We start from the raw sequence: 23807 nt of genomic DNA, 5'->3' as shown, positions 1-23807 counted from the left end.
ATGTTAAAGATACCTGGTTACACCACATCTGGACTACTGCCCAATCGTTCACATGGAAATATTTTTCTAGGCACTAGAAATTCAGACTCACTTCAAATTGCAATTAAATGTGTTGAGAGAGATGAATTACCTAATACTAGAAATGATCAGGGTCGTTTGTTTCATGAAGTCCAAATGTTGATTTTACTAGAACACAGCAATATAGTAAAGCTGTATGATTATGGAGTGACTAAAAGCGTTATATTTTTGGTTACAGAGTATCTAGCAAAAGGGGATCTGAAAAATTTCTTACATTTTAATCAGGTTAAGTATGATCCAATTATTTATTTGATCCAACTTGTCACGGCATTAAATTACATTCATGAAAGGGGTATTTTACACTTAGATTTAAATCCAACAAATATTGGCTTGCGTGAAGATGGATCACTTTGTTTGTTTGACTTTGGAATTTCAATTGAAAGAGATAATATAAAACTACGTTCCAAACCAGGTACTGTTATTGGAACTCCTAGTTATCTTGCCCCTGAACAGATAGCTTTATTGCAATGTTATGACGAGCGTACTGATATATATAGTTTGGGTTGCGTCTTTTATGAAATATTTACCGGTAAAAAATTATTTAACGATCTTACAATAGAAGAAGTATTAAAAACTAAGCTCATTAATAGTGATGACAAATTTATAGATGTCCAATCACCGTTTGATAATTTTCTGCAATTATGTATAGCTAAAAATCCAGATGATAGATTCGAAAATTGCAAACAAATATTAAACTGGATAGATGAGTTTTACCCACAATACAATGGCAAAATTAATCATTGATCAGAATATTATCATAGAGTGCATCAGCTTTGGTGCTCCCGTGATGGCTCTAGGTGAATTAGTGTTTAATACAGCTATGAGCGGGTATCAAGAGGTTTGCACTGACCCATCATATAAGGGCCAGTTCATTGTATTTTCTTATCCCCATATTGGTAATACAGGTATTAATTTAGAAGATAATGAATCAAATATAATTCATAATAGCGGCTTGTTGGTACACAAGTACACATATCAACCTAGTAGTTGGAGATGTTTAACGAGCCTATCCTCTTTTCTTATCAAGAATTCCATTCCAGCTGTAGAAGGCGTAGATACCAGATTTTTAGTTAAATTAATTAAAACTCATGGTTCTTTAAGAGCTTGCTTGGACTGTCGTACTAATTCTGATTTAGACGACGCGTATGATGCGTTAAGGAATTATAAAGGATTATCAGGTTTAGATTTAGCTTCTCAAGTAACAACTAAGGAAAAATATTATTTTAACCCTGAGTCTACGAATAAAAAAATTATTGCTGTTATAGATTTGGGGGTCAAAAAATCAATATTACATTTTTTAGCAACTCTCGGATTCAAAGTAGTTTGTTTTCCTGCAAAAACAACATTAGATGAATTGCTTAGCAATGATCCAGTTGGGGTAGTTTTATCAAACGGACCCGGGGACCCAGAACCATGTAACTATGTTCATCCTATAGTGCATTATTGTGTCTCGCATAAATTACCCTTGCTTGGAATTTGTTTGGGTTTTCAGATTATTGCACTTGCATTAGGAGCTAAATCAAAAAAAATGAAATATGGACATCACGGTATTAACCATCCAATTTTAGATTTAAGAACTCACCAAAGTGTAATTTCGAGTCAAAATCATAGTTTTGAGATTCTGGAGACAACCCTCACATCATCGCTAATTGCAACTCACAGATCTTTGTTTGATGGCTCATTGCAAGGATTTGTTTCAGCTACAGCCCCTTTAATAGCTATCCAAGGTCACCCTGAAGCCAATCCAGGCCCCCATGATTTTAAATATATTTTTAATGAATTTAAGAGTTTAATTGACAAAAATGCCAAGACGAAATGATATTAATCACATTCTAATAATTGGTTCTGGACCAATTGTTATAGGACAAGCCGCAGAGTTTGATTATTCAGGCGTCCAAGCTTGCAGAGCACTCAAGGAAGATGGTTTTAAGGTTTCTTTAATTAACTCTAATCCTGCCACAATAATGACAGATCTCACTACTACTGATAGTATTTATTTAGAACCCCTAGATTTTAATCACGTAAAAAAAATATTAGAAATTGAAAAACCAGACGCATTGCTCCCTACCATGGGTGGTCAAACTGCCCTTAATCTTGCGTTGAAATTAGATGAGGAAGGAATTCTTAATGATTTACAGATTGAGATGATTGGGGTTAAATCTCAGTCCATAAAAATGGCTGAAGATAGAAATTTATTTAAGCAAGCGATGAGTGAATTAGGACTTCGTTGTCCTGAGTCAAGAATCGTCAATTCTGTGAAGGAAGCATTAGATTTTTCTAAGGAATTTAGTTACCCAATAATCATTAGACCATCATATACATTAGGAGGTTCTGGAGGTGGTATAGCATTTAATCAGCAACAATTACTTGAAATTGTAAAGCATGGTTTATTTTTATCTCAAACAAAACAAGTGCTCATTGAACAATCAATGATTGGCTATAAGGAATTTGAACTTGAAGCAATCCGTGATAAAGAAAATAATTGCATTATAGTATGTTCAATAGAAAATTTTGATCCTATGGGAACTCATACTGGAGACTCAATTACTGTTGCTCCTATCCAAACTTTAACAGATAAAGAATATCAACTAATGAGAACCTCAACGATAGAGATAATGAAAAAAATTGGTATTGAGTCAGGTGGTTCTAATGTTCAGTTTGCCGTCCAACCGAAAACAGGCGAACAGTTCGTAATTGAAATGAATCCCAGAGTTTCGAGATCATCTGCGCTAGCTTCAAAAGCAACAGGCTATCCTATAGCACGAATTGCCGCTAAATTGGCAGTGGGATATAGTTTAATTGAAATAAAAAACAATCTTACCATTGGTGAGATACCCGCTTCTTTTGAGCCAACTATTGATTATGTCGTTACAAAAATACCAAGGTTTAATTTTGAAAAATTTTCTAACACTGCTGATGAGTTGGGTACACAAATGAAATCAGTTGGTGAAGTGATGGCAATTGGCACAACTTTTAATGAATCATTACTTAAAGCAATTACAAGTTTAGAAATAGATAGAGATGGGTTGCAAAGCCCTATCGAACAAAATGAAATCGTTTCAAATGAAGTATTATTTGAAAAAATTAGCAGACCATCATCGCAAAGATTATGGTATTTAGCTGAGTCGATCAGGAGAGGGATTGATCTTGAAACCATTTACTCACTAACTTCTATAGACCCTTGGTTTCTAAGAAATATTAAAGATGTAATAGATTTAGAAATTAAACTATCAGCTTGTGCTCTATCGGAAATTACTCAAGATTTGCTTTCCAAGGCTAAGCAATCTGGATTAACCGATACGCGAATAGCGACACTGTTGAATACTTCACCTTCAATAATCAGAGAGCTACGAGTTAAATTTGAAATAATTCCCGTTTATAAGCGAATTGATACCTGTGCGGCTGAATTTGATACTGAAACAAATTATTGTTATTCTTCATATTTTGGAAAGAACGAGTTGCAGTTTAAAATAAATCAACCTAAAGTAATAATACTTGGATGTGGTCCAAATAGAATTGGACAAGGAATTGAATTTGATTATTGTTGTGTCCATGCATTAATGGCCTTTAAACAACTTGGTTATTATACAATTATGGTAAATTGTAATCCAGAGACTGTTTCAACGGATTATGATTTATCAAATGCATTATATTTTGAGCCAATTAGTTTTGAACATATTTATTCTTTGGTTTGTTTAGAGAATCCATTAGGAATAGTCGTCCAATTTGGCGGGCAGACTCCTCTAAAACTAGTACAACAGTTAGCTGATCACGGAATCTCTATTCTAGGTTCAGGCAGTGAAACAATTGATATGTGCGAAGACAGGAAGTTGTTTCAAAAATTAATAAACTCGATAGGGTTACTTCAACCTGTAAATACTACTGCTGTCACAATAGAAGAAGCGCTAAAAGGATCAGAGATTGTTGGCTTTCCTTTGTTGGTAAGACCATCATATGTCTTAGGTGGTAGAGCAATGGAAATTGCTTATAGTATCGAAGACTTGGAAATTTTTGCTAGAAATGCTTTTAGAATAGCTTCAGACAAACCTTTACTTTTAGATAGATTTCTTTCAGACGCTATCGAAATAGATATTGATTTAGTTACTGATGGGGAAGAGGTTTTTATTCCTGCAATAATGCAGCATATTGAAAGTGCTGGTGTGCATTCTGGAGATTCTGCTTGTTCCATACCTCCATTTTCTTTACCTATTGAAACACAACAAGAGTTACGCAATCAAGCTACTTTGATAGCTCGTTCAATTAAAGCGATTGGACTTGTAAATATTCAGTTTGCTTTAAAAGATTCTCAAATCTATTTATTAGAGGTAAACCCCAGAGCTTCTCGATCTATACCTTTTGTCTCAAAGAGTACGGGACACCCACTGGCTAAATACGCATCTTTTATTATGGGAGGAAAAAAGCTAAAGGACCTTACATCAATTATTGACGGGGTTTCCCAGCAGAAATTGTACTGCGTTAAAGAATCTATATTTCCATTTATTAAATTTAACTCCTCCGATATTTTATTAGGTCCTGAAATGAAATCAACGGGAGAAGTGATGGGTCGTGGAGAAACCTTTGAAGAGGCGTTTGCACTTGCCCAACTTGCTGCAGGTGTAAAATTAAAAAAATCAGGGAATGCGTTTATCAGTCTTAGTAATAGCACTAAATCTCACTGTGTGCCATTAGCTAAATTGTTACATGCCAATAATTATATAATTTATGCAACTAAAGGCACTTTTCAAATAATTAATGAAGCTGGAATTCCTTGTATAGAAATTAACAAGGTGAGTCAAGGCTCACCGCATATTTTGGAATTGCTTGATTCTGGAGTAATTGACCTGATTATTAATACTACGGAAGGCAGACAATCTATTGCTGATTCTTTCACCATAAGAAGGAGAGCATTATTGCTACATATTCCTATCACGACTACTATTCCTGGATCGTATGCTACATGCCGAGCCTTATCAGTCAGTGACACTTGTAAACCAAGAAAACTATAACTATAATATAGAATATAATTAATACATGGAACGCAAACCAATAACGAAAATAGGTTGTGCAATTCTCAGGGAAGAACTTGCTAAATTAATCACAACCGACCGTCCGAAAATCAGTATGGCAATAGCGGAAGCTCGTGCGATGGGAGATCTTAAAGAAAATGCTGAATATCACGCGGCTAGAGAAAAACAATCCTTTATAGAGGGGAGAATTAATGAACTAGAATCAATTTTATCGAGTGCGCAAATAATTGATATTAGTTTAATTCCAGATAACGGCAAGATTGTATTTGGAACAACTGTTACACTAAAAAATAAAAAAAATAACGAGAGTAAGAGCTATAAGATAGTGGGAGATGTCGAAGCTGACATATCAAAAAATTTTATTTCTATCGTTTCACCTTTTGCAAGATTGTTAATAGGTAGGAAAATTGGAGATGAGATCACTTTTATAGACTCAATTTTGGAAATTGTGGCTATTGAAAGAGTTCCATAATTTGTATAACTATGGCAGTTTCTTCAAAATCAAGTTCAAGTCGATGGAAACAAAGACAACAAAGCGATCACTACGTTAAGAAGGCTCAACAACAAGGGCTGGTCTCAAGAGCGTATTTTAAGTTAGAAGATTTAAATAATACCCATATGTTTATAAAACCCAATTCCCATGTCTTGGATTTAGGTGCAGCACCTGGCGGATGGAGTTGTTTTGTCTTGAAAAAAATTGTAACGGGAACCCTCGTAAGTGTAGACTTATTACCAATGAAAAAATTAAACAGCAACCATGTTGTTATAAATGGAAACTTTGGTTCAGATGAGTGTTTGGCGGAAATTAACAATGTTCGGAGCAATAAATTATTTGATGTGGTACTTTGCGACGCGTCACCAAATATTAGTGGAATTCAAGAATATGATAATTTAAGATTTGACACATTAATCAAAGAGGTGCTCTTTATAACTTCTTGTTGCTTAATAAAAAATGGTTATTTGATTATTAAGATATTTGATTCTGAAAACTCAACTCAGAATTTTACTTTATTAAAGTCTTTGTTTAAACAAGTAAAACCTTGTAAGCCTGATTCGAGTCGCAAAGAAAGTAAAGAACGATATTATGTGTGTGTTGGATTTTTAAAAAAGGAGTAAAATGAGGATATGAAAAATATAATATTTTGGGGTGTTATCATTGCAATTCTTACATTTACTTTTAGGAATTATTTGCCAGTTCAGAAAGATCAATTATCAGAATTAACTTATTCTCAGTTTATTAGCGAAGTGAAATCAGGAAATATTGCTCAAGTGCAAATTAGTAATAGAGATATTCAGGGTAAATTCATAAATGGTAATCAATTTAAAACATATTCTCCAGAATCTGACAATCGTTCTATGATTGGAGAATTGCTTGATAATAAGGTTGATGTAATTGGAGTGCCTCCTGAAAAACCATCGATTTTAATGCAGTTGTTACTTAATTCAATTCCAGTTATCTTGTGGATCGCTATTTGGATTTATTTTATGAGACAAATGAGTGGTGGGGGTGGTGGAAAAGGTGGAATGTTTTCTTTTGGAAAAAGTCGAGCTAAAATGCTTAACCATGAAAAAATATCAATAACTTTTAATGATGTTGCAGGTATTGATGAGGCAAAAGCCGAGTTAAGTGAAATAGTTGATTTTTTAAAGAACCCCAAAAAATTTCAAACGTTGGGTGGTAAAATCCCAAAAGGTGTTTTACTTGTCGGGCATCCTGGCACTGGAAAAACCCTTTTAGCAAAAGCCATTTCTGGTGAAGCAAAGGTCCCATTTTTTTCTATTTCTGGATCTGACTTTGTTGAAATGTTTGTTGGAATTGGCGCTTCTAGAGTTCGGGATATGTTTGAGCAAGCTAAAAAAGTTTCCCCTTGCATTATTTTTATTGATGAAATCGACGCAGTTGGTAGACATAGAGGATCTGGCTTGGGAGGGGGGCATGATGAAAGAGAGCAAACGCTAAATCAATTGTTGGTAGAAATGGATGGTTTCGAAGAGCATTTTGGCCTTATCGTGATAGCGGCTACCAATAGGCCTGATGTTCTTGATCCAGCTTTATTACGACCTGGAAGATTTGATCGTCAAGTGGTTGTCCCACTTCCAGATATTAAAGGAAGGGAACAGATTCTTAATGTACATGTAAAAAAACTTAAAAAATCTAACACAGTCTCTACAAAAATAATCGCAAGAGGCACTCCTGGGTTTTCAGGTGCTGATCTTGCGAATCTTGTTAATGAAGCTGCGCTTATTGCGGCAAGAGAAAATAAACCACATGTAGAAATGAAAGATTTAGAAAAAGCTAAAGATAAAATCATGATGGGCGTAGAAAGAAAATCTATGGTTATGACAGATGAACAAAAAAAACTTATCGCTTATCATGAAGCAGGTCATGCAATAGTAGGATTACAAGTTCCAGATCATGATCCAGTATATAAAGTTTCAATTATTCCGCGAGGTCGTGCGTTAGGGATTACCATGTTTTTACCTGAGGATGATAGACTAAGTGTTTCTAAAAGAAGGTTGGAAAGTCAAATTTCAAGTTTATTTGGAGGGAGAATAGCAGAGGAGTTGATATTTGGTAAAGAGTGTGTTACTACTGGCGCACAGAATGATATAGAGCGAGCTACTGAAATTGCTCGAAATATGGTAACTAAGTGGGGCTTATCAAGCTTAGGCCCACTTGCTTTTTCTGAAGAACAAGGTGAAATGTATCTTGGGTATTCTAAATCTCAGCCAAAATTAAATTCAGACGCAACTGCTAATCAGATTGACAATGAAATCAAATTAATAATTGATACTAATTATAAACGAGCAAAGGGGATAGTAGAAAAACACATTGATATCCTAAATGAAATGGCACAAGCGCTTATTCAATATGAAACTATTGATCAATCTCAAATACATGAAATTATGGAAGGTAAAAAACCTACTCCACCTCAATCTTGGGATGATGATAATACTAATCAAAAATCTAGCGGTTCTCAAAGTAATACAATACAAGATACAATTACTCAATCACCATAGATAATTCTCTATTGGTAACATTACTTAAATTTTTAAAAGGCACCCAACTCACATTACCTACCATTATGGGTGTGGTAAATTGTACCCCTGATTCTTTTTCTGAAAATGGGGTGGTTAAGACAGTTGATATGGCAGTCAGTTATGCGCTTGAATTAATTGAAGAGGGGGCTTCAATTATTGATATAGGTGGAGAATCAACTCGACCTGGTGCAAAATCAATAAGCACTGAAGAAGAACGGGCGAGAATTGAGCCTGTGCTCAATATTTTAAGAAAAAAAACGCAAGCAATAATTTCAATTGATACTCAGAAACCAGAAATAATGAAAATAGCACAAGAACTTGGTGCTGATATTATTAACGATGTTAGTGGATTTGCAAATTTAGAGTCTATCAATTTTGCAAAACAAACAAAACTTCATTTAATAGTTTCTCATATGCAAGGCACGCCAATATCTATGCAATATAATCCTCAATATTCTGGTCATGTAATAAATGTGATTAAGAGTTATTTCACCCATACAATTCAGAAGCTAGAAGAGGCAGGCGTTTCAAGAAATCAAATCATTATTGATCCAGGAATTGGTTTTGGTAAAACATTTGATCATAATATGCAAATTATAACTAATATTAATGAGCTGATGAGCTTTGATCTACCGATCTGTATTGGGCTATCGAGGAAATCGCTAAATAAAACTTTACTTCAATTATCTAATAACGATCCAATTGCCCACAGATTACCTTCTACTTTGTTACTTACTCAAGTCTCCTTAGCTCAGGGAGCTGGAATTTTTAGAACCCATGATGTTGGTGTAACTAAACGTTGGATAACTGCTATAGAAGAATATAAAATGTGGTTTAATAAAAGTAATCAACAGTTATAATAAGAAAAATGAAAGTATTTGGAACAGATGGTATCAGGGGGATAATCGGTGAAGCATTGCTAAACCCCCGTTTTATCCTTAATTTAGGATATGCAGTTGGTAAAGTACTTTATGAGCAAAAACGTGGACCAATAATTGTAGGTAAAGACACTCGCATATCTGGCTATATGATAGAATCTGCATTAGAAGCTGGTTTAAGCGCTGCTGGAGTTGGGATCATTTTAACCGGACCATTACCTACTCCCGCAATTGCGAGTTTAGTTACAAGACATGATGCCGCAGGTGCTTTTGTGATTAGTGCATCTCATAATACCTATGAGTACAATGGGTTAAAGATATTTAATTCATCAGGTGAAAAATTAACTCAGGTAAATGAGTTAGAAATTGAAAGCATATTAGAAACTCTTGAAACTGAGCCAATGTATTGTGTACAATCTCATAAATTGGGAAAAGCCCAAAGGCTTACTGACGCAGCAAATCACTACATTCGATATCTTATATCATGCGTTAAACATGATTTAGACCTTGAAAAAATGAAAATTGTATTCGATGGTGCAAATGGAGCTGGTTATTTTGTCGGTCCTAGTTTGCTTAGACAATTAGGCGCAGAAGTAATATCGATTAACTGTGGTCCTGATGGGTTAAACATAAATAGTAATTGCGGCTCTACACATCCAAATCAAATAAAGGAAATGGTACTCAAGACAAAAGCTGATTTAGGTATTTGTTTGGACGGTGATGGTGACAGACTGGTTGTTGTAGCTAATAATGAAATTTATAATGGAGATAAAATACTTTATTTAATTGCAAAAAGTATGAAAATTAGAAATTTACCAATAGATGGAATTGTAGGAACAGAATTATCAAATGGAGCATTACCAATTGCATTATCAAAATATGGCATTGAGTTTACAAGAAGTTCAGTTGGTGATAAACATGTATACGAATTATTAAAGTCCAATAATTGGCAACTTGGTGGCGAGCCTTCTGGACATATTATTTTTAGAGAGTTTGCTAACACTGGCGATGGGTTATTATCAGCATTAAAAGTTCTCGAGGCAATTAAATTTTCTAATAAGACCATCTCAGAGTTATTAGAGGACTATAACTCTCTTCCGAATTTGTCCACTAATATAACAATTAATTCAATTGATCAAGTTGAAAATATTTTAAATAGTAGCCAGTTTAAACAATTTATTCAGCAATTAAATTCTGATACTAAAAATTATCAAAGAGTAATTGTTAGAAAATCGGGTACTGAAAACTTACTTCGCGTCTTTGTGGAATCAGAATCAAACAGTTTAAATGAAAAAATTGTAAATGATATACTTGAAAAAATTAAATTATGAAATCTTATCTAATTGTTGCTAACTGGAAACAAAATGGAGATAGTTCGCTTTGTGCAGAATATCTAAAAATTAAAAAAACAGATCATGCAATCGTTGTTTGTCCACCGTACCATTTGTTATCAGAATTAAAATTACCCCATGGTTATTTTCTTGGTGCTCAGAATGTTAGTCCCTTTCCTAATGGTTCATATACAGGAGAAATTGGCGCAGAAATGCTTAAAAAAGCCAATGTATCATATTGTATTGTAGGTCATTCAGAAAGAAGAGAGTTATTCAAAGAGACAGTGGAACACTTTGCAAGTAAAATAAAGCTTCTTTTATCTTTTTCAATTACACCTATTATTTGTGTTGGTGAGTCGATTGCGGATTACAAATTGGAAAAAGGAAATTCAGTAGTGCGATCTCAACTTACCTCTCTATTATCAACATTAGACCCTATTTGTGCTCCAATCATTGTTGCCTATGAACCGATATGGTCAATTGGGACTGGTTTAATTCCAACCTCCGAATATATAATCTCAATAACTGATATGATTAAAAGCTGCATGGTTTTATTTAGAAACAAAAATATAATACATGATAAAATACTATACGGTGGTTCAGTAAATGAAGACACCATTTCAACAACACTTTCTATAAGAGAGATTCAAGGGGTGCTCGTTGGAGGTGCATCATTGAAAATTGAATCATTTAATAAATTGATAGTGTCGTATACATCGAGAGATAAAAGGAGTTTCTAATGTTGTCATTAATTATGGTTGTTCATGTGCTACTTGCACTAATTCTAATAGGTTTAGTAGTAATTCAAAGAGGAAAAGGCTCTTCTATTGGTGCTGCATTTGGATCCGGCACTTCGGGTACTATTTTTGGGCCTAGGGGGGCTACTAGTTTTTTACAGAAACTCACCTATGGGATTGTATTTCTTTTTTTTATCACTAGTATTACATTATCTTATTTGTCAACCAATAAAACTAAAGAGCAGTCTAATTTTGAAAAAATTATAAATTCCAATACTGATAAGCCCAACCCTCAGCAACCGGCCACAGTTCCAAATATTTCTGATAAACCTAGTAACAATTAATAGACTATAGAAATAATAATACTTTTGCCGAAGTGGTGGAATTTGGTAGACACGCTACCTTGAGGTGGTAGTGGCGTAAGCTGTGACGGTTCGAGTCCGTCCTTCGGCACCATATAATTCAATTTACTTTTAGACAGTTTAAGATTGAATTATAGGCATTTACTTTTTCTGCTTCTTTAATTAGATTTTCTCGATACTCGGTAATTACTGATTCAGGTGCTTTGCTTATAAATTGTTCAGAATTCAACATCGCATTAAATTTATTTATGGTATTTTCTGAAATGATTGTCTTCCTGGTGATATCTTGAATTAAAATACTAATTTCTTGATTGGTGGCTTGGTAGTGTAAATAACAAGTTGTGTTTTCTATTCTCATCGGAATGGTTTTTGAAACTTCAGAAAATTCATGTATATTACTAATTAACTGGATCTTAGTATTTTTAAGTCTAGAATCTAGCAAAGATCTATGTTTTTGTAGTTGTGTGTTCATAAGTTCGGCTGTATTATAAAGAGTTATTGTTGTTTGGTTTGTTGGTGGGATCGCTAATAACTCTCTTAAATATCTAATCTGAATAATAACACGTTGAATATGTTCCATAAATTCCTCAACACTTTGATCGTGACTGAATTGCTCTGGATTTTTAATAGATTGCATCATGCAATCTGAGTTACTGCTATTAAACTCTTTCCAAATATATGATGTAATACCAGGGATAATTGGCGATAAACATTTCAAAATCTCATGGTAGAGCGCCACTGTGGTTTGTTGTATTGCGATATTATTTGATATATCATTTTTTACCCATTCAAGATACCAATTGCAATAATCATCCCAAACAAAATGATACATAGCGTTGGTGGCATTGTCAAAACGGTACTCATCCATTGCAATATGATATTGTCCAAGCATGTTCTTAAATTTTCCCATTATCCAAACAACTCTTATATCTTTATTATTGAAAAGAGCGTCATTGCTTAGTGTGTTTTGGCAAGTATTATAAGGAAAGATAAATTTACCAGCATTAAACAATTTATTACAAAAATTTCTATACCCCTCTATTCTTTTCAAATCAAATCTTATATCTCTTCCACTATTTGACATACTAGCGAAACTAAACCGTAGAGCATCCACCCCATATCCTTCAATACCATTAGGGAATTGCTTTATAGTGCTCTCACGAATTATTTTTTTTTGTCTATCTTGAATTACGCTATTGGATCGCTTTTCAACCAATGCTTCTAGTGAAATACCCGAGACTAGATCTAATGGGTCAATTACATTTCCTTTAGATTTTGACATTTTGTTTCCCTGAGCATCCCTGACTAATCCGTGCATATAGATAGCCTTAAATGGTACAGTTTTTCCAAAATAAACACCAAATAATACCATTCTAATAACCCAGAAAAATAAAATATCAAATCCAGTTACCAGTACGGTATTTGGATATCGACTTAAATCAGGTGTTGACTTTGGCCAACCTTGAGTCGCAAGTGGCCATAATGCAGATGAAAACCAAGTATCAAGAACATCTGGATCTTTAGATAAAGAAATTGAATCATGTAGACCATGCTTGTTCCTAACCTCTTTTTCTTCTGTCCCACAATAGTGATTGCCATCTTTGTCATACCAGATAGGGATTTGATGTCCCCACCAAATCTGCCTACTAATGCACCAATCCTGTATAGAGTCAATCCATTGTAAATAAGTGGATTTCCAATCTTTTGGGATTACTGAAATGCTTGAATTTAAAATTGCATTTCGTGCAGGTGTAACTAATTTTTCCTTGCCATATTGTGAAGTTAAGTCAATATACCATTGTTTTGTTAACATTGGTTCTATTATTACTCCACTCCTGTCACCTCTAGGAACGCTAATTGTATGTTCGATTTTTTTTTCTACTAAGTTTTCAGCTTCAAGTAATCCAACCACGATAGTCCTAGCTTGCAGTATTTTCATACCTGCAATTGCCTTGTGTGTGTTAGATTTTAACGTACCATCCAAATTAAAAATAGTATTTAATGGTAACGAGTGTCTCTTGCCAATTTCGAAGTCATTTGTATCATGAGCAGGTGTGATTTTAACTAATCCAGTTCCAAATATTGGATCTATACTGGTGTCTGAAATTATGGGAATTTGTTTATTAGTAAGCGGAAGTTGGACAAATGTGTTTTGTAAATGTTTATACCTTTCATCATCTGGGTGAAAGGCAAGTGCCACATCGCCAAATAAAGTTTCAGGTCTAGTGGTCGCAATAGTAACCATTTTATTACTTCCAATAATTGGGTAATTAATAAAATAAAGCCAAGATAATTCTTGTTGATGAATTACCTCTAAATCAGAAATAGCAGTTTGTAAAGAAGTGTCCCAGTTAACTAATCGCTCCCCTCTGTAAATTAAATTATCTTCATACAGTTCTTTAAATGCGACTAACACAGCGTGGTTATATGACTCGTCCATTGTAAAACAATTTCTCGACCAATCAGCGGTAACCAGTAATTGTTTTAACTGATCAATAATTATATTACCAGATTGATTTTTCCATTTCCAAACTTCATTTATAAAATTATCTCTACTGAAGTCCTGTTTAAATTGGTTTGTTTTTGCTAAAGATCTTTCTACAACTAATTGCGTAGCGATGCCCGCGTGATCTATCCCTGGTTGCCAGAGACAAGAAAAACCCTTCATTCTATGAAATCGAATTAAAAAATCAATTAATGTAGCTTGAAATGCATGGCCCATGTGCAGCGAGCCTGTAACATTAGGTGGAGGGAGCGAGATAGTATATGGCGATCCAGATTGAGTGGGTTTAAAATAACCCTTATCCAAGCAATTTTGATAGTCTATATTTTCAAATTTATTGCCAGGATAATATTTATCTTTCATTTTGTTTTTTATATATACTTAAAACGTTTTGAACTATTTCCTTGGTAATTTGTTTAATATACTTTTCAAGAATCGGATGAACAATCTCATATAATTCTTTTTCCGATATGTATGGAGAATTAGCTATTGTTTTTTTTATGGTTTTATGAAGCGTTGGAATGATTGGGGATTCTTCTTTCATACTGTATTAGTCAAAGGTGTACGAATTAATTTTAATTAAACATGATTTAAAATAATCGAAATAAAGTTTGGATACTTGTTTTTGTCTCTCTTCTAATTTTGCAAATAATCTTATCTCAGTCAATGAGTTGGGAATGGTTATTGGTAAATAATTTGAATTATTTGAAACATACAAAATTATTTGAGAGTAATTAGAATTATGAAGTGTCGAGCCATTTCCAATTATTATCTTCACTAGATTCACGTCCTCGTGATGTTCTTTTTCATGCACAAGTAAACTTATCTGTTTTGTTGTATACAACATGTTACTAACATAAGAAAAATCAAGTTCATGGCAAAGTATGTACAGTAGCGCACTGGGTTGTTTGATAGATTGAGCACAGTACTCACACAATTGTTTTTCTAACATTTTATTTTTGTCAGTGTCTTTATAAAATAAAAATTTAGTTGTAATCAAGTTTGGATTGTATAAAGGCATAAAGTAATGGAATAGGTCTACCAGTAGCGCTCTTTGTTATACCAGATTTCCATGCAACACTAGCGATATCAAGATGTGCCCAAGGAGTTTTAGGATTGACAAAATCTTTTAAAAATACTGCACCAATAATTGTTCCAGCCTCGCCATTTCCAATATTTGCAATAGAAGCAAAGTTACTGTGCAATGATTCACGATAAGGCTCATGAAGTGGTAATTGCCAGCAGCAATCAAATGCTTTTCGTCCGGATTGAATTAGCGTATCGGCTAATTCTTGCTGATTACTGATTACCGCACAAAAATCTCTACCTAGCGCAGTTATACATGCTCCAGTTAAAGTAGCAACATCAATGAGAAATCTTGGTTTAAAATTTTCAGCGTAACTAAGCATATCCGCAAGAATTACTCTCCCCTCAGCGTCGGTGTTTAGTATTTCAATTGTTTTACCAGAATGTGTTGTGATTACGTCTCCAGGTTTTATACTGGAGCCACTTGGCATATTTTCAACAACTGGAACTAGTACCTGTACATGTATAGGTAATTTAGCGTATGCACATGCAAAGATTGTAGCAAGCGTTGTAGAGGCGCCACACATGTCATATTTCATTTCGTCCATTTGTTTAGAAGGCTTTAATGAAATTCCACCACTGTCAAATGTAACTCCTTTTCCAACTAATACAATGGGTTTTTTAGAGGTTGATTTTTTTGGTTTGTAAGACACTTCAATAAAATATGGAGCATTCACAGAACCTTTTGATATCGCCAATACACCTCCCATGTTCAATTTATTTATAGAGTTTGTACTATGGATAGTTAACGTTAGATTAGTGAATTGAGAGCATATCTTTTTAGCTTCTTGGGCAAGGATTTTTGGGGTGCATTTATTGCTTGGTAAATTTGATAATTCAATTGACCAATGCATTGCTCTTGAAATTGCTACAGTGTTTGCAATTACTGAGGAATGTTCTTTTTTTATAGCACTTACAATAAAATTTATCGATTCTATTGATTTATTTTTAGAAAAAAGTTGTTGAAGAAGCAATTCTCTTAAAAATATTGAAATCACATCGGATTCTTGAATTTCATTTTCATTTTTATCTAAAGAATATTTGTTATATTCCTGTAAAATAATTCCAGAATTCAAAATCACATGTTTTGCATTTGTATTAATAATTGCTTTTGCGATTTTATGACTTAGATCAATAAGTTTAAAATAGCTTGAAATAGATTGTTTTGTTAATTGCACCATCACAATCCTTTTCTGCTTGATATTTCTAGGTATTAAGAGTGGGGTAGTATGAGTTATGGCGAATCCCTTTGGCATATCGCCCATATGTAATGTAGTCTTAATACATTGCCTTGTATTGTAGTCGTAACTTTTTTCATCAATAATCGCATCTTCTCTAATAAGCGCAACTAGACAACCATTGGCGGGAAAACTACGATTAATACCGACATAAATTGCCGGTATTTTTGTTGAAAATGAATGTACCATCGTTTAGTTCATTTATTTTATCTTACTTTGTCATAATATAGTATAACGAATGGCACTTGAATTTATTAGAATAAAATTTATCCGTGTGTTTATGCTTATCTTTGCTATGTTTATAGCAATATATGTGTTTATACATGCGCTGTCATTAAATTCTAAATTTTCTATTACAAATATGAAGTTAGAAATTTTATTTCAAGCTATGTTCTATAGTATTTTTCCTGATGTAGTTCAAACAATCTTACCTGCCACTGCTTTTTTTGCTACGTTGTATTTTATTTATTCAATGATTAATAATAGAGAGTTAATCGCACTTTGCTCGCTTGGTTTTGGTTTTGATAAACTAATTAAATTGGTATACTCAATTATTTTTCCAATTGCTGTGATTGCGTTTGTCATGGTTAATTTTGTAGTGCCTCGTGTATTTTATGAGCGGGATGTGCTTTTTTCATCTCTGTATGTAAAAAATAAAATATCAGATCTAAAAGAACGTAGCTTTTCATCTTTTGGAAATGATATTATTCTATTTTTAGGATCAAGTAACACTATTAATAGTACGAATTATTTTTACCCTACAATTTTATTTAAAACAAACAAAAAAGGTGTTTTCGTCGATGTCACAGAAAAATTAGCAATAAGTACAACTCATAATACACCAGAGCTTGTTTTTAATAACGGAAGTCAATTATTTTTACAGTACGATAAACCTGAAATAATAATTTATACAAAATATAAATCTAAATCGCAAACAATCACGCCAAAGTTAATATTTAATAGTAATAAAAATGTCTATTATCCAACATCAGAATTATTTAAATTGCCAATTAATGAAAAATTAAACATTATGTATGAAAGATGCGTTGGGATAATCCAGTTACTTTTATTTCCAATAATTGTAATAATACTTTCGGTAAAAACTTTAGGCAATCGAACTGGATTTAAGGCAATCCCAATTATTTTTTTATATTTTATAACGAGATCGATATATGCAAATTTAGATATAGTATCAATAAATGGTATAGAACCTTACACATTGATTTCGTGGATAAGTGCAACAATCTTATTCATGGTGGTTATGTTTAAAAGAAAATGGAATCTACAATGAAGAGACTGTATACATTATTAAAAATGCCACCGACAATCACTCACTTAATTATTAAAAATATTATTCTCAACTCTCTGCTATTTAGTCTTGTGATGGTATTTATTTTCGGCATATTTAGAATGATTAACACTTTTAGGGAATTTAGAATTGATGAAATTCCGTTAATTGATAGCATAGCACTAACAATCACCCAAGGTTTCAGCTATTATTTTGTGCTCCTATTACCTCTGTCTTGTGCTGTCGGAGTACTTTTTACAATGTATCAGAAAATAAAATCAAACGAATACGTTGCCTGCATTTCATTATCTATGAAAGTAAGTTTATTTCTAAAAATTACAATGTTATTTTCTCTGATTATGGTACTTATTTCTTTATTGTGCACTGAATTACTAATACCTAGTTCTTATCGTTACTTAGATGAATTGAAAAATAAAATTAAGTCAAAAAATTATTTTGAAAAACAAAATCAATATTGGTTTAAAACTCCATACGGTGTATTGTTGTTTGAGCAATATGGAAACCCTCAACTGTTATCTAGCGTTATGCAAATATTTGTATCAAATAATGGAGAATTGCAAAAAGTAGTCTTAATTAAAAATGCAAAATATAATTATGAGAAAAAAATATGGGAGTTATATAGAGTACAAGAACACATACCAAAGGAGCTATCATATCGTAAGATTGAAAAAGAATTAGTACAAGAAACTAATTTTATTGAGTATCGAAGTATAAAAATGCTAACTTTACCACATCATGGGTTATCGGTAAGAACCTTGGTGTGGTATTCTTTTATTCAATATCGAAACCAAGTAATACCTTACGATCTAATCGTTGAAATTATATCAAGGTTCTCAAATCTTATTGCTATAGTTACTTTTTCATGTCTTGCGCTTTTAAGTATCTTACGAATCCCAAAGTCTAGAGCCAATAGTTATAAGATTAAAAGGTCTATCGCAATAATATTTTTTTCTTTATTCATAATACTTTTAACCCAGAATATTATCATCCAATCTTTCACTTCAATATCTCTCTACCTTTTATTTTATTTGATTTATATAACACTAATTTTTTACACATTAAAAAATTGGTATAATAAATCGACACAATGTTAAATATTGAATCATACACAAGGTACTTGTTGCTAACAAAAGGATTAGCTAAAAATACCGTTGCGTCATATTTATCTGACCTAAAAGTATATCATCAATGGCACAACTCGAAATTTGCAAAATCTGAAGTAGTATATAGTACCGATCGCATCAGTTCATATCTTAAACAGTACTCTATAAGTTCGCAACATAGAAAAAGAACTACTTTTGTTTCATTTATTTCTTGGAAGTCTAAACAGTATCCCGATATAGCTAGTAAAGAAGTGTCGATACAGATTGCCAAAAAAAACAGCCAAACATTACCAATTACTTTATCTGTAAATGAAGTGCGTTCTATGTTTAATTTAATTGAAAAAGTTAAAAGTAATTATAGTGGGCAAGAACTAATTATTTTAGAACTTCTTTATGGTTGTGGTTTAAGAGTATCAGAAGTGATATCGCTACGAATAAGTCAAATAAAATTACAAGAAGGTATAATTAGAGTTGTCGGCAAAGGCGGGAAGGAGCGAGCTGTTCCCTTGAGTGATATCGCTCAAAAAATAATTACCAATTACTTGAGTGAGAACTTATCCAAGAATTCTAGTGTATCTGATTATTTGTTTCCAGCAAAAAAAAATGGCACATTACTGTCTCGTCAGTATGTGTGGTCGCTCATACATTCCTTAGGAAAGCAAATTCATTTAGAAAAGAAATGCTCACCTCATAGTCTAAGACATGCCTTCGCAACTCATATGCTCAATAATGGCGCTGACATTAGGTCATTGCAGTTGTTACTTGGCCACGCGTCAATTGCAACAACTCAAAAGTATTTACATGTAGCAAAAAATAAACTAGTTGATTTTCACTCTAAACATCATCCAAGAGGATAGCGCATGAATCATAATTTACTTGCGCCTCTTCTGACTATGTTGTTATTTTACACACACCTTTCCTATAGTGAAGTTAACCCACTTCCAGATATAAAAAAAATTAAAACAATATTTGAAGGGATGTATTCAAAAAATGATCTCGATGGTATTATTGTTTCAAAGACCCCAGTAACTAAATTGTTCGAAGTAACTATTGGAACTCAACAATTTTATATAGATTCTACCTCTCGGTACTTGATTGTAGGTGAAATGTATGACCTAGAAAAAAAAACGAAACTAATCTCTAAACAAATACAAAAATCAGTTATTCAAAAACTAAGTTCATTTGGGTTTGAGAATATGCTACAATACGGCCCGCCCGAGAATAAACAACGGGTTTTTATTTTTACTGACTATACTTGTGGTTACTGTAAGAAATTCCATAAGCAAATATCATCAGTGGTTGCCTTAGGAATAACGGTAAATTATATTTTATTTTCAAGAGAGGGTGCAAACTCAAATTCAGCACAGCATATGTCCAATATATTATGCGTTACTAAATCAGAAAGAAATGTTATTTTTGATAATTTAATTAACAATAATACTATTCCGGTCATCTCTTGTAAAAATGATTTCTTGCTAAAGTCTGAGACTTTAGGAAGGGAAATTCAGTTATCTGGAACCCCTATGATAATAACTGGAAATGGAAGTGTTATCGGAGGATTCCTAACTCCAGAAGAATTAAAAGATAGACTTAAATTGGAAAATTAACTATGGATGATGCAAAGAAAATATTTAAAAAACAAGCATTAGAGTACCACTCTTCGTTCCCAGCTGGTAAGCTTGAAATTTGTCCAACAAAGTCAATGCATACTAGTCATGATTTATCGTTAGCATATTCACCTGGTGTTGCTGAGCCATGTATTGAAATATCAAAAGATCAAACATTAATAAATACGTATACTTCTAGAAGTAATCTTGTTGGTGTGATCACAAATGGTACAGCAGTGTTAGGATTGGGTGATATCGGACCATATGCTGCAAAACCAGTAATGGAAGGTAAGGCAGTGCTTTTTAAAAAATTTGCAGATATTAATGTTTTTGATCTAGAAATAAAACAAACTTCTGTTGAAGCGTTTTGTGATATTGTGTCTTCATTAGAGCCAACATTTGGTGGAATAAATTTAGAGGATATAAAATCCCCTGAATGTTTTGACATAGAAAGAATATTGCAAGAAAGAATGAATATTCCAGTTTTTCATGATGATCAACATGGCACAGCAATTGTAGTGGTCGCGGCATTTCTTAACGCATTGAGTGTTGTTCAAAAAGATCCGCAAAAAGTAAAAGTGTGTGCGGTGGGGATAGGTGCAGCAGGTACTTCATGTTTAAATATGTTCAAGTCTGTTGGGGTCTTAAAGGAAAATATAATTGCGTGCGATGAGTTTGGGGTTATTTACAAAGGCAGAGATGCAAAAATTACACCTCCTCATAAAGAACAGTTTGCTTTGCAAACATCATTAAGAACGTTATCTGAAGCTATTAATGGTTGTGATGTTTTTCTTGGATTATCAGTGGGTAATATTTGCACTCAAGAAATGGTAAAAACCATGGCTCCCAATCCAATATTGTTTTGTTTGGCAAACCCTATTCCAGAAATTAACCCAAATGATGTAATTGCAGTGCGACCAGACGCACTTTGCGCTACAGGTAGATCTGATTTTCCAAATCAAGTAAACAATGTGCTTTGCTTTCCTTTCCTTTTTCGTGGAGCTTTAGACGTAGGTGCACTTAAAATTACTCATGGAATGAAAATTGCGTGTGCAAAAGCTATTGCACAATTAGCCACTAGAGAAGTAGATGAATTTATAGCTGGGGCGTATGGTGGAAATGAAATGGTGTTTGGAAGAGACTATATTTTACCTAAGCCTTTTGATTCTAGACTAGTGATGGAAATTGCCCCTGCGGTTGCTTTAGCCGCAATGAAAGATGGTGTGGCTACAAAACCAATTGTGGATATTGAACAGTACCGGTTATCACTTGAACGAATTGTGACCAGAACTTCTTGGAGTGCTTTAGGGCTAAGAACAAAAAAAAGCGCAAAATTAATTAAGGTTATCTTTTCTGAAGGTGAAGACCACAGAGTGTTACGTGCCGCACAGTCAACAATTGAAAATAAAATATCGTTCCCTATTCTTGTTGGAAGAAAAACTGTTATTGAACAGTATATTAATAGACTTAATCTCCGAATACAAGTCGATAAAGATTTTCAGATAGTTGATCCGCAAGATGATCCACGGTATAGAGAATATTGGGAAAGTTATCATGAAATTGCTGGGAGAAAAGGAGTATCAATCCCAAATGCAAGAAAATTACTACTAACCAATCAAACTGTAATTGGCTCACTTTTACTTAAAAAGGGTGAAGGTGATGCTTTAGTGTGTGGTACCACTGGAGCGTTCAAAGACCATCTCTTTTATATTGATCAAATACTAGGAAAAGAAAATGGTATAAAAAATTATTGTTCAGTCAGTGTTGCGTTTCTTAAAGACCAGACAATTTTTATTGCCGATACTCAAGTTACAGTTCAACCAACTGTGCAAGAATTAGTAGAAATAACTGAGTTATCAATTGATGTGGTGCGTCAATTTAAGTTGATGCCTAAAATTGCTTTATTATCGCATTCAAGTTTTGGAAGCTCTAATCTACCTCAAGCGGTGAAAATGAGCGATGCCGTAAATATTTTACAAAAAAAATATCCCACAATAGCAATTGATGGAGAAATGATGCCCGATGCTGCGTTGCATTATTCAATTAGAAGTGAGTTACTTGCTAACAATAAGTTGATGCATGAAAATGCTAATTTGCTTATTATGCCTGACATGGATTCTGCAAGTATCTCATTTAGACTACTTAAAGCCACATCTGCAAATCAAGATGTTATAGCCTCAATATTGGCTGGATGTGCGTATCCTGCACACATACTTACCAACACTGTTTCCTCGAGAAGTATTTTTAATATTACGAAATACATTCAATCAAAAATTGAATCATCACAAGAAAAACTATGAATCACATTGCGCTTGCAAGAACATATAGACCAAAGATTATGACTGATATGGTCGGGCAAGAGCACATTGTTATCCCTATTTCCAAATCGCTTGAAGTAGAAAAAGTTCACCATGCGTATTTATTCTCAGGCACTAGAGGAGTTGGAAAAACTAGCCTCGCAAGAATATTGGTAAAAAGTTTAAATTGTGAAAATGGGATCACACCTACACCTTGTTTAAAGTGCAGAAATTGTATTTCTTGTGATGAAAATTCTTATATCGATTTTATTGAATTAGACGCTGCTTCACACTCCAAGGTCGAAGAAACTAGAGAGTTACTGGAAACTGCAATTTATCCACCGTCAATAAGTAGAAAAAAAATAATTTTATTAGACGAAGTTCATATGCTAACAAAACATAGTTTTAATGCTCTACTAAAAACTCTAGAAGAGCCTCCGCCATATCTAGTTTTTATTTTTGCCACAACTGAGTTAGAAATGATACCTGAAACTATTAGGTCGAGATGCCTACTATTTCATTTCAGACCAGTTCCAATTGATATGATCGTTTCAGTTCTTTCGAAGGTTTTACAGAATGAAAAAATTGATTATACTAATGAATCTCTTATTGCAATTGCTGAGGCTGCAAATGGAAGCATTAGAGATTCTCTAAATATTTTGGAAACAGCTTTATTTGCTTCAGATACTGGAATTACTTTAGAGTCTGTTAAAACTATCTTAGGCCCTTCATCTCAATCGTTAGTGCAATTGTTTTTTCAATTTGTAGTAAATGATTCCAAAAGTGATTTTGAATCAGCTATTAAAATGATTGACACTTATTCCGGTGAACCTTTGCAGATACTTGATACTATAATTCAAGAATTGCAACAAGCATCGTTAGCGCCTTATTCTAATCAAACAAATAATACTCATTATTTAATTGCTGAGATGCTTCAAAAATTGCAGCCACATTTATTACAAGTGTTTATGCAAATTGTACTTGACACAAGAAAAAATTATTCGTATTATCCAAATGGAAAATCTGCCGTTATAAACTCTATACTACGAATAGCATTAGTAAATAAAAGTTGGGGTGCAAAAGAGTATTCTAATTCTAGCCCATTTACAACACATTCAAAAATTACTAATAACTCACATCCTGTTGTTGAGCAAATAGCATCATTATCAACAGTAACTATTACAGAGCATCAAAAGAGATTCAAATAGT

20 protein-coding genes and 1 tRNA gene are annotated in these 23807 nt (G+C 33.3%); 17 read left to right on the top strand and 4 right to left on the bottom strand.

Features of this window, described 5'->3' with window-relative positions; all coding sequences use genetic code 11:
• From QM538_02060 to QM538_02010, 11 genes are all read left to right on the top strand, one after another.
• Positions 1 to 822, top strand: a complete 822-nt coding sequence (locus QM538_02060) for a serine/threonine-protein kinase (GenBank protein MDI9347267.1) — start codon at positions 1 to 3, stop codon at positions 820 to 822.
• Positions 782 to 1897 carry a glutamine-hydrolyzing carbamoyl-phosphate synthase small subunit gene (gene carA / locus QM538_02055; protein ID MDI9347266.1) on the top strand — a complete coding sequence of 372 codons (1116 nt, stop codon included), beginning with the start codon at positions 782 to 784 and terminating at the stop codon, positions 1895 to 1897. Before QM538_02060 ends, carA begins: the two co-directional genes overlap by 41 nt.
• The gene (carB, locus tag QM538_02050; GenBank protein ID MDI9347265.1) at positions 1881 to 5084 is read left to right on the top strand and encodes a carbamoyl-phosphate synthase large subunit; all 3204 of its coding nucleotides are present in this window, start codon (positions 1881 to 1883) and stop codon (positions 5082 to 5084) included. The genes carA and carB overlap by 17 nt, the downstream gene beginning before the upstream one ends.
• A gap of 25 nt (positions 5085 to 5109) precedes the next feature.
• Positions 5110 to 5577 (top strand): transcription elongation factor GreA, encoded by a 468-nt coding sequence (gene greA, locus QM538_02045; GenBank protein ID MDI9347264.1) that lies wholly within the window; start codon positions 5110 to 5112, stop codon positions 5575 to 5577.
• 11 nt (positions 5578 to 5588) lie between these two features.
• Positions 5589 to 6221: an RlmE family RNA methyltransferase gene (locus QM538_02040; GenBank protein MDI9347263.1), complete on the top strand. Its 633-nt coding sequence runs from the start codon at positions 5589 to 5591 to the stop codon at positions 6219 to 6221.
• 9 nt (positions 6222 to 6230) lie between these two features.
• Positions 6231 to 8126: an ATP-dependent zinc metalloprotease FtsH gene (gene ftsH, locus QM538_02035; protein MDI9347262.1), complete on the top strand. Its 1896-nt coding sequence runs from the start codon at positions 6231 to 6233 to the stop codon at positions 8124 to 8126.
• A gap of 11 nt (positions 8127 to 8137) precedes the next feature.
• Positions 8138 to 9007 (top strand): dihydropteroate synthase, encoded by an 870-nt coding sequence (gene folP, locus QM538_02030; GenBank protein MDI9347261.1) that lies wholly within the window; start codon positions 8138 to 8140, stop codon positions 9005 to 9007.
• A gap of 8 nt (positions 9008 to 9015) precedes the next feature.
• A complete protein-coding gene (gene glmM, locus QM538_02025; GenBank protein ID MDI9347260.1) occupies positions 9016 to 10356 on the top strand; it encodes a phosphoglucosamine mutase in 1341 nt (446 codons plus the stop codon).
• The gene (locus QM538_02020; GenBank protein ID MDI9347259.1) at positions 10353 to 11096 is read left to right on the top strand and encodes a triose-phosphate isomerase; all 744 of its coding nucleotides are present in this window, start codon (positions 10353 to 10355) and stop codon (positions 11094 to 11096) included. The genes glmM and QM538_02020 overlap by 4 nt, the downstream gene beginning before the upstream one ends.
• A complete protein-coding gene (gene secG / locus QM538_02015; protein ID MDI9347258.1) occupies positions 11096 to 11437 on the top strand; it encodes a preprotein translocase subunit SecG in 342 nt (113 codons plus the stop codon). Before QM538_02020 ends, secG begins: the two co-directional genes overlap by 1 nt.
• Before the next feature lie 26 nt (positions 11438 to 11463).
• Positions 11464 to 11549 (top strand) — tRNA-Leu (locus QM538_02010).
• Positions 11550 to 11555: 6 nt separating this feature from the next.
• Here QM538_02010 and QM538_02005 read toward each other — a convergent pair.
• Genes QM538_02005 through QM538_01990 form a run of 4 tightly spaced genes read right to left on the bottom strand, consistent with a single transcriptional unit; the run spans position 11556 to position 16471 of the window.
• Positions 11556 to 14321 carry a valine--tRNA ligase gene (locus tag QM538_02005; protein MDI9347257.1) on the bottom strand — a complete coding sequence of 922 codons (2766 nt, stop codon included), beginning with the start codon at positions 14319 to 14321 and terminating at the stop codon, positions 11556 to 11558.
• A complete protein-coding gene (locus tag QM538_02000; protein ID MDI9347256.1) occupies positions 14311 to 14502 on the bottom strand; it encodes a hypothetical protein in 192 nt (63 codons plus the stop codon). The genes QM538_02005 and QM538_02000 overlap by 11 nt, the downstream gene beginning before the upstream one ends.
• A gap of 6 nt (positions 14503 to 14508) precedes the next feature.
• Complete coding sequence (locus QM538_01995; protein MDI9347255.1) at positions 14509 to 14958, bottom strand: hypothetical protein; 450 nt, start codon at positions 14956 to 14958, stop codon at positions 14509 to 14511.
• On the bottom strand, positions 14945 to 16471 hold the full coding sequence (locus QM538_01990) for a leucyl aminopeptidase (GenBank protein ID MDI9347254.1): 1527 nt from the start codon (positions 16469 to 16471) through the stop codon (positions 14945 to 14947). The genes QM538_01995 and QM538_01990 overlap by 14 nt, the downstream gene beginning before the upstream one ends.
• A gap of 49 nt (positions 16472 to 16520) precedes the next feature.
• Here QM538_01990 and QM538_01985 point away from each other — a divergent pair, with 49 nt between their 5' ends.
• From QM538_01985 to dnaX, 6 genes are read left to right on the top strand one after another with little or no spacing between them, the layout of a single operon-like run.
• Positions 16521 to 17573 (top strand): LptF/LptG family permease, encoded by a 1053-nt coding sequence (locus tag QM538_01985; protein ID MDI9347253.1) that lies wholly within the window; start codon positions 16521 to 16523, stop codon positions 17571 to 17573.
• Complete coding sequence (locus QM538_01980; GenBank protein MDI9347252.1) at positions 17570 to 18685, top strand: LptF/LptG family permease; 1116 nt, start codon at positions 17570 to 17572, stop codon at positions 18683 to 18685. Before QM538_01985 ends, QM538_01980 begins: the two co-directional genes overlap by 4 nt.
• Positions 18679 to 19551: a tyrosine-type recombinase/integrase gene (locus tag QM538_01975; GenBank protein ID MDI9347251.1), complete on the top strand. Its 873-nt coding sequence runs from the start codon at positions 18679 to 18681 to the stop codon at positions 19549 to 19551. Before QM538_01980 ends, QM538_01975 begins: the two co-directional genes overlap by 7 nt.
• 3 nt (positions 19552 to 19554) lie before the next feature.
• On the top strand, positions 19555 to 20301 hold the full coding sequence (locus QM538_01970) for a DsbC family protein (protein ID MDI9347250.1): 747 nt from the start codon (positions 19555 to 19557) through the stop codon (positions 20299 to 20301).
• 2 nt (positions 20302 to 20303) lie between these two features.
• Complete coding sequence (locus tag QM538_01965) at positions 20304 to 22601, top strand: NADP-dependent malic enzyme (GenBank protein ID MDI9347249.1); 2298 nt, start codon at positions 20304 to 20306, stop codon at positions 22599 to 22601.
• Positions 22598 to 23806: a DNA polymerase III subunit gamma/tau gene (dnaX, locus tag QM538_01960; GenBank protein MDI9347248.1), complete on the top strand. Its 1209-nt coding sequence runs from the start codon at positions 22598 to 22600 to the stop codon at positions 23804 to 23806. The genes QM538_01965 and dnaX overlap by 4 nt, the downstream gene beginning before the upstream one ends.
• The last annotated feature ends 1 nt before the right edge of the window (position 23807 follow it).

The organism is Candidatus Methylacidiphilales bacterium (assembly GCA_030054035.1).
Taxonomy (GTDB): domain Bacteria; phylum Pseudomonadota; class Gammaproteobacteria; order JASGCS01; family JASGCS01; genus JASGCS01.
This window is presented reverse-complemented; position numbering and strand designations above follow the sequence as displayed.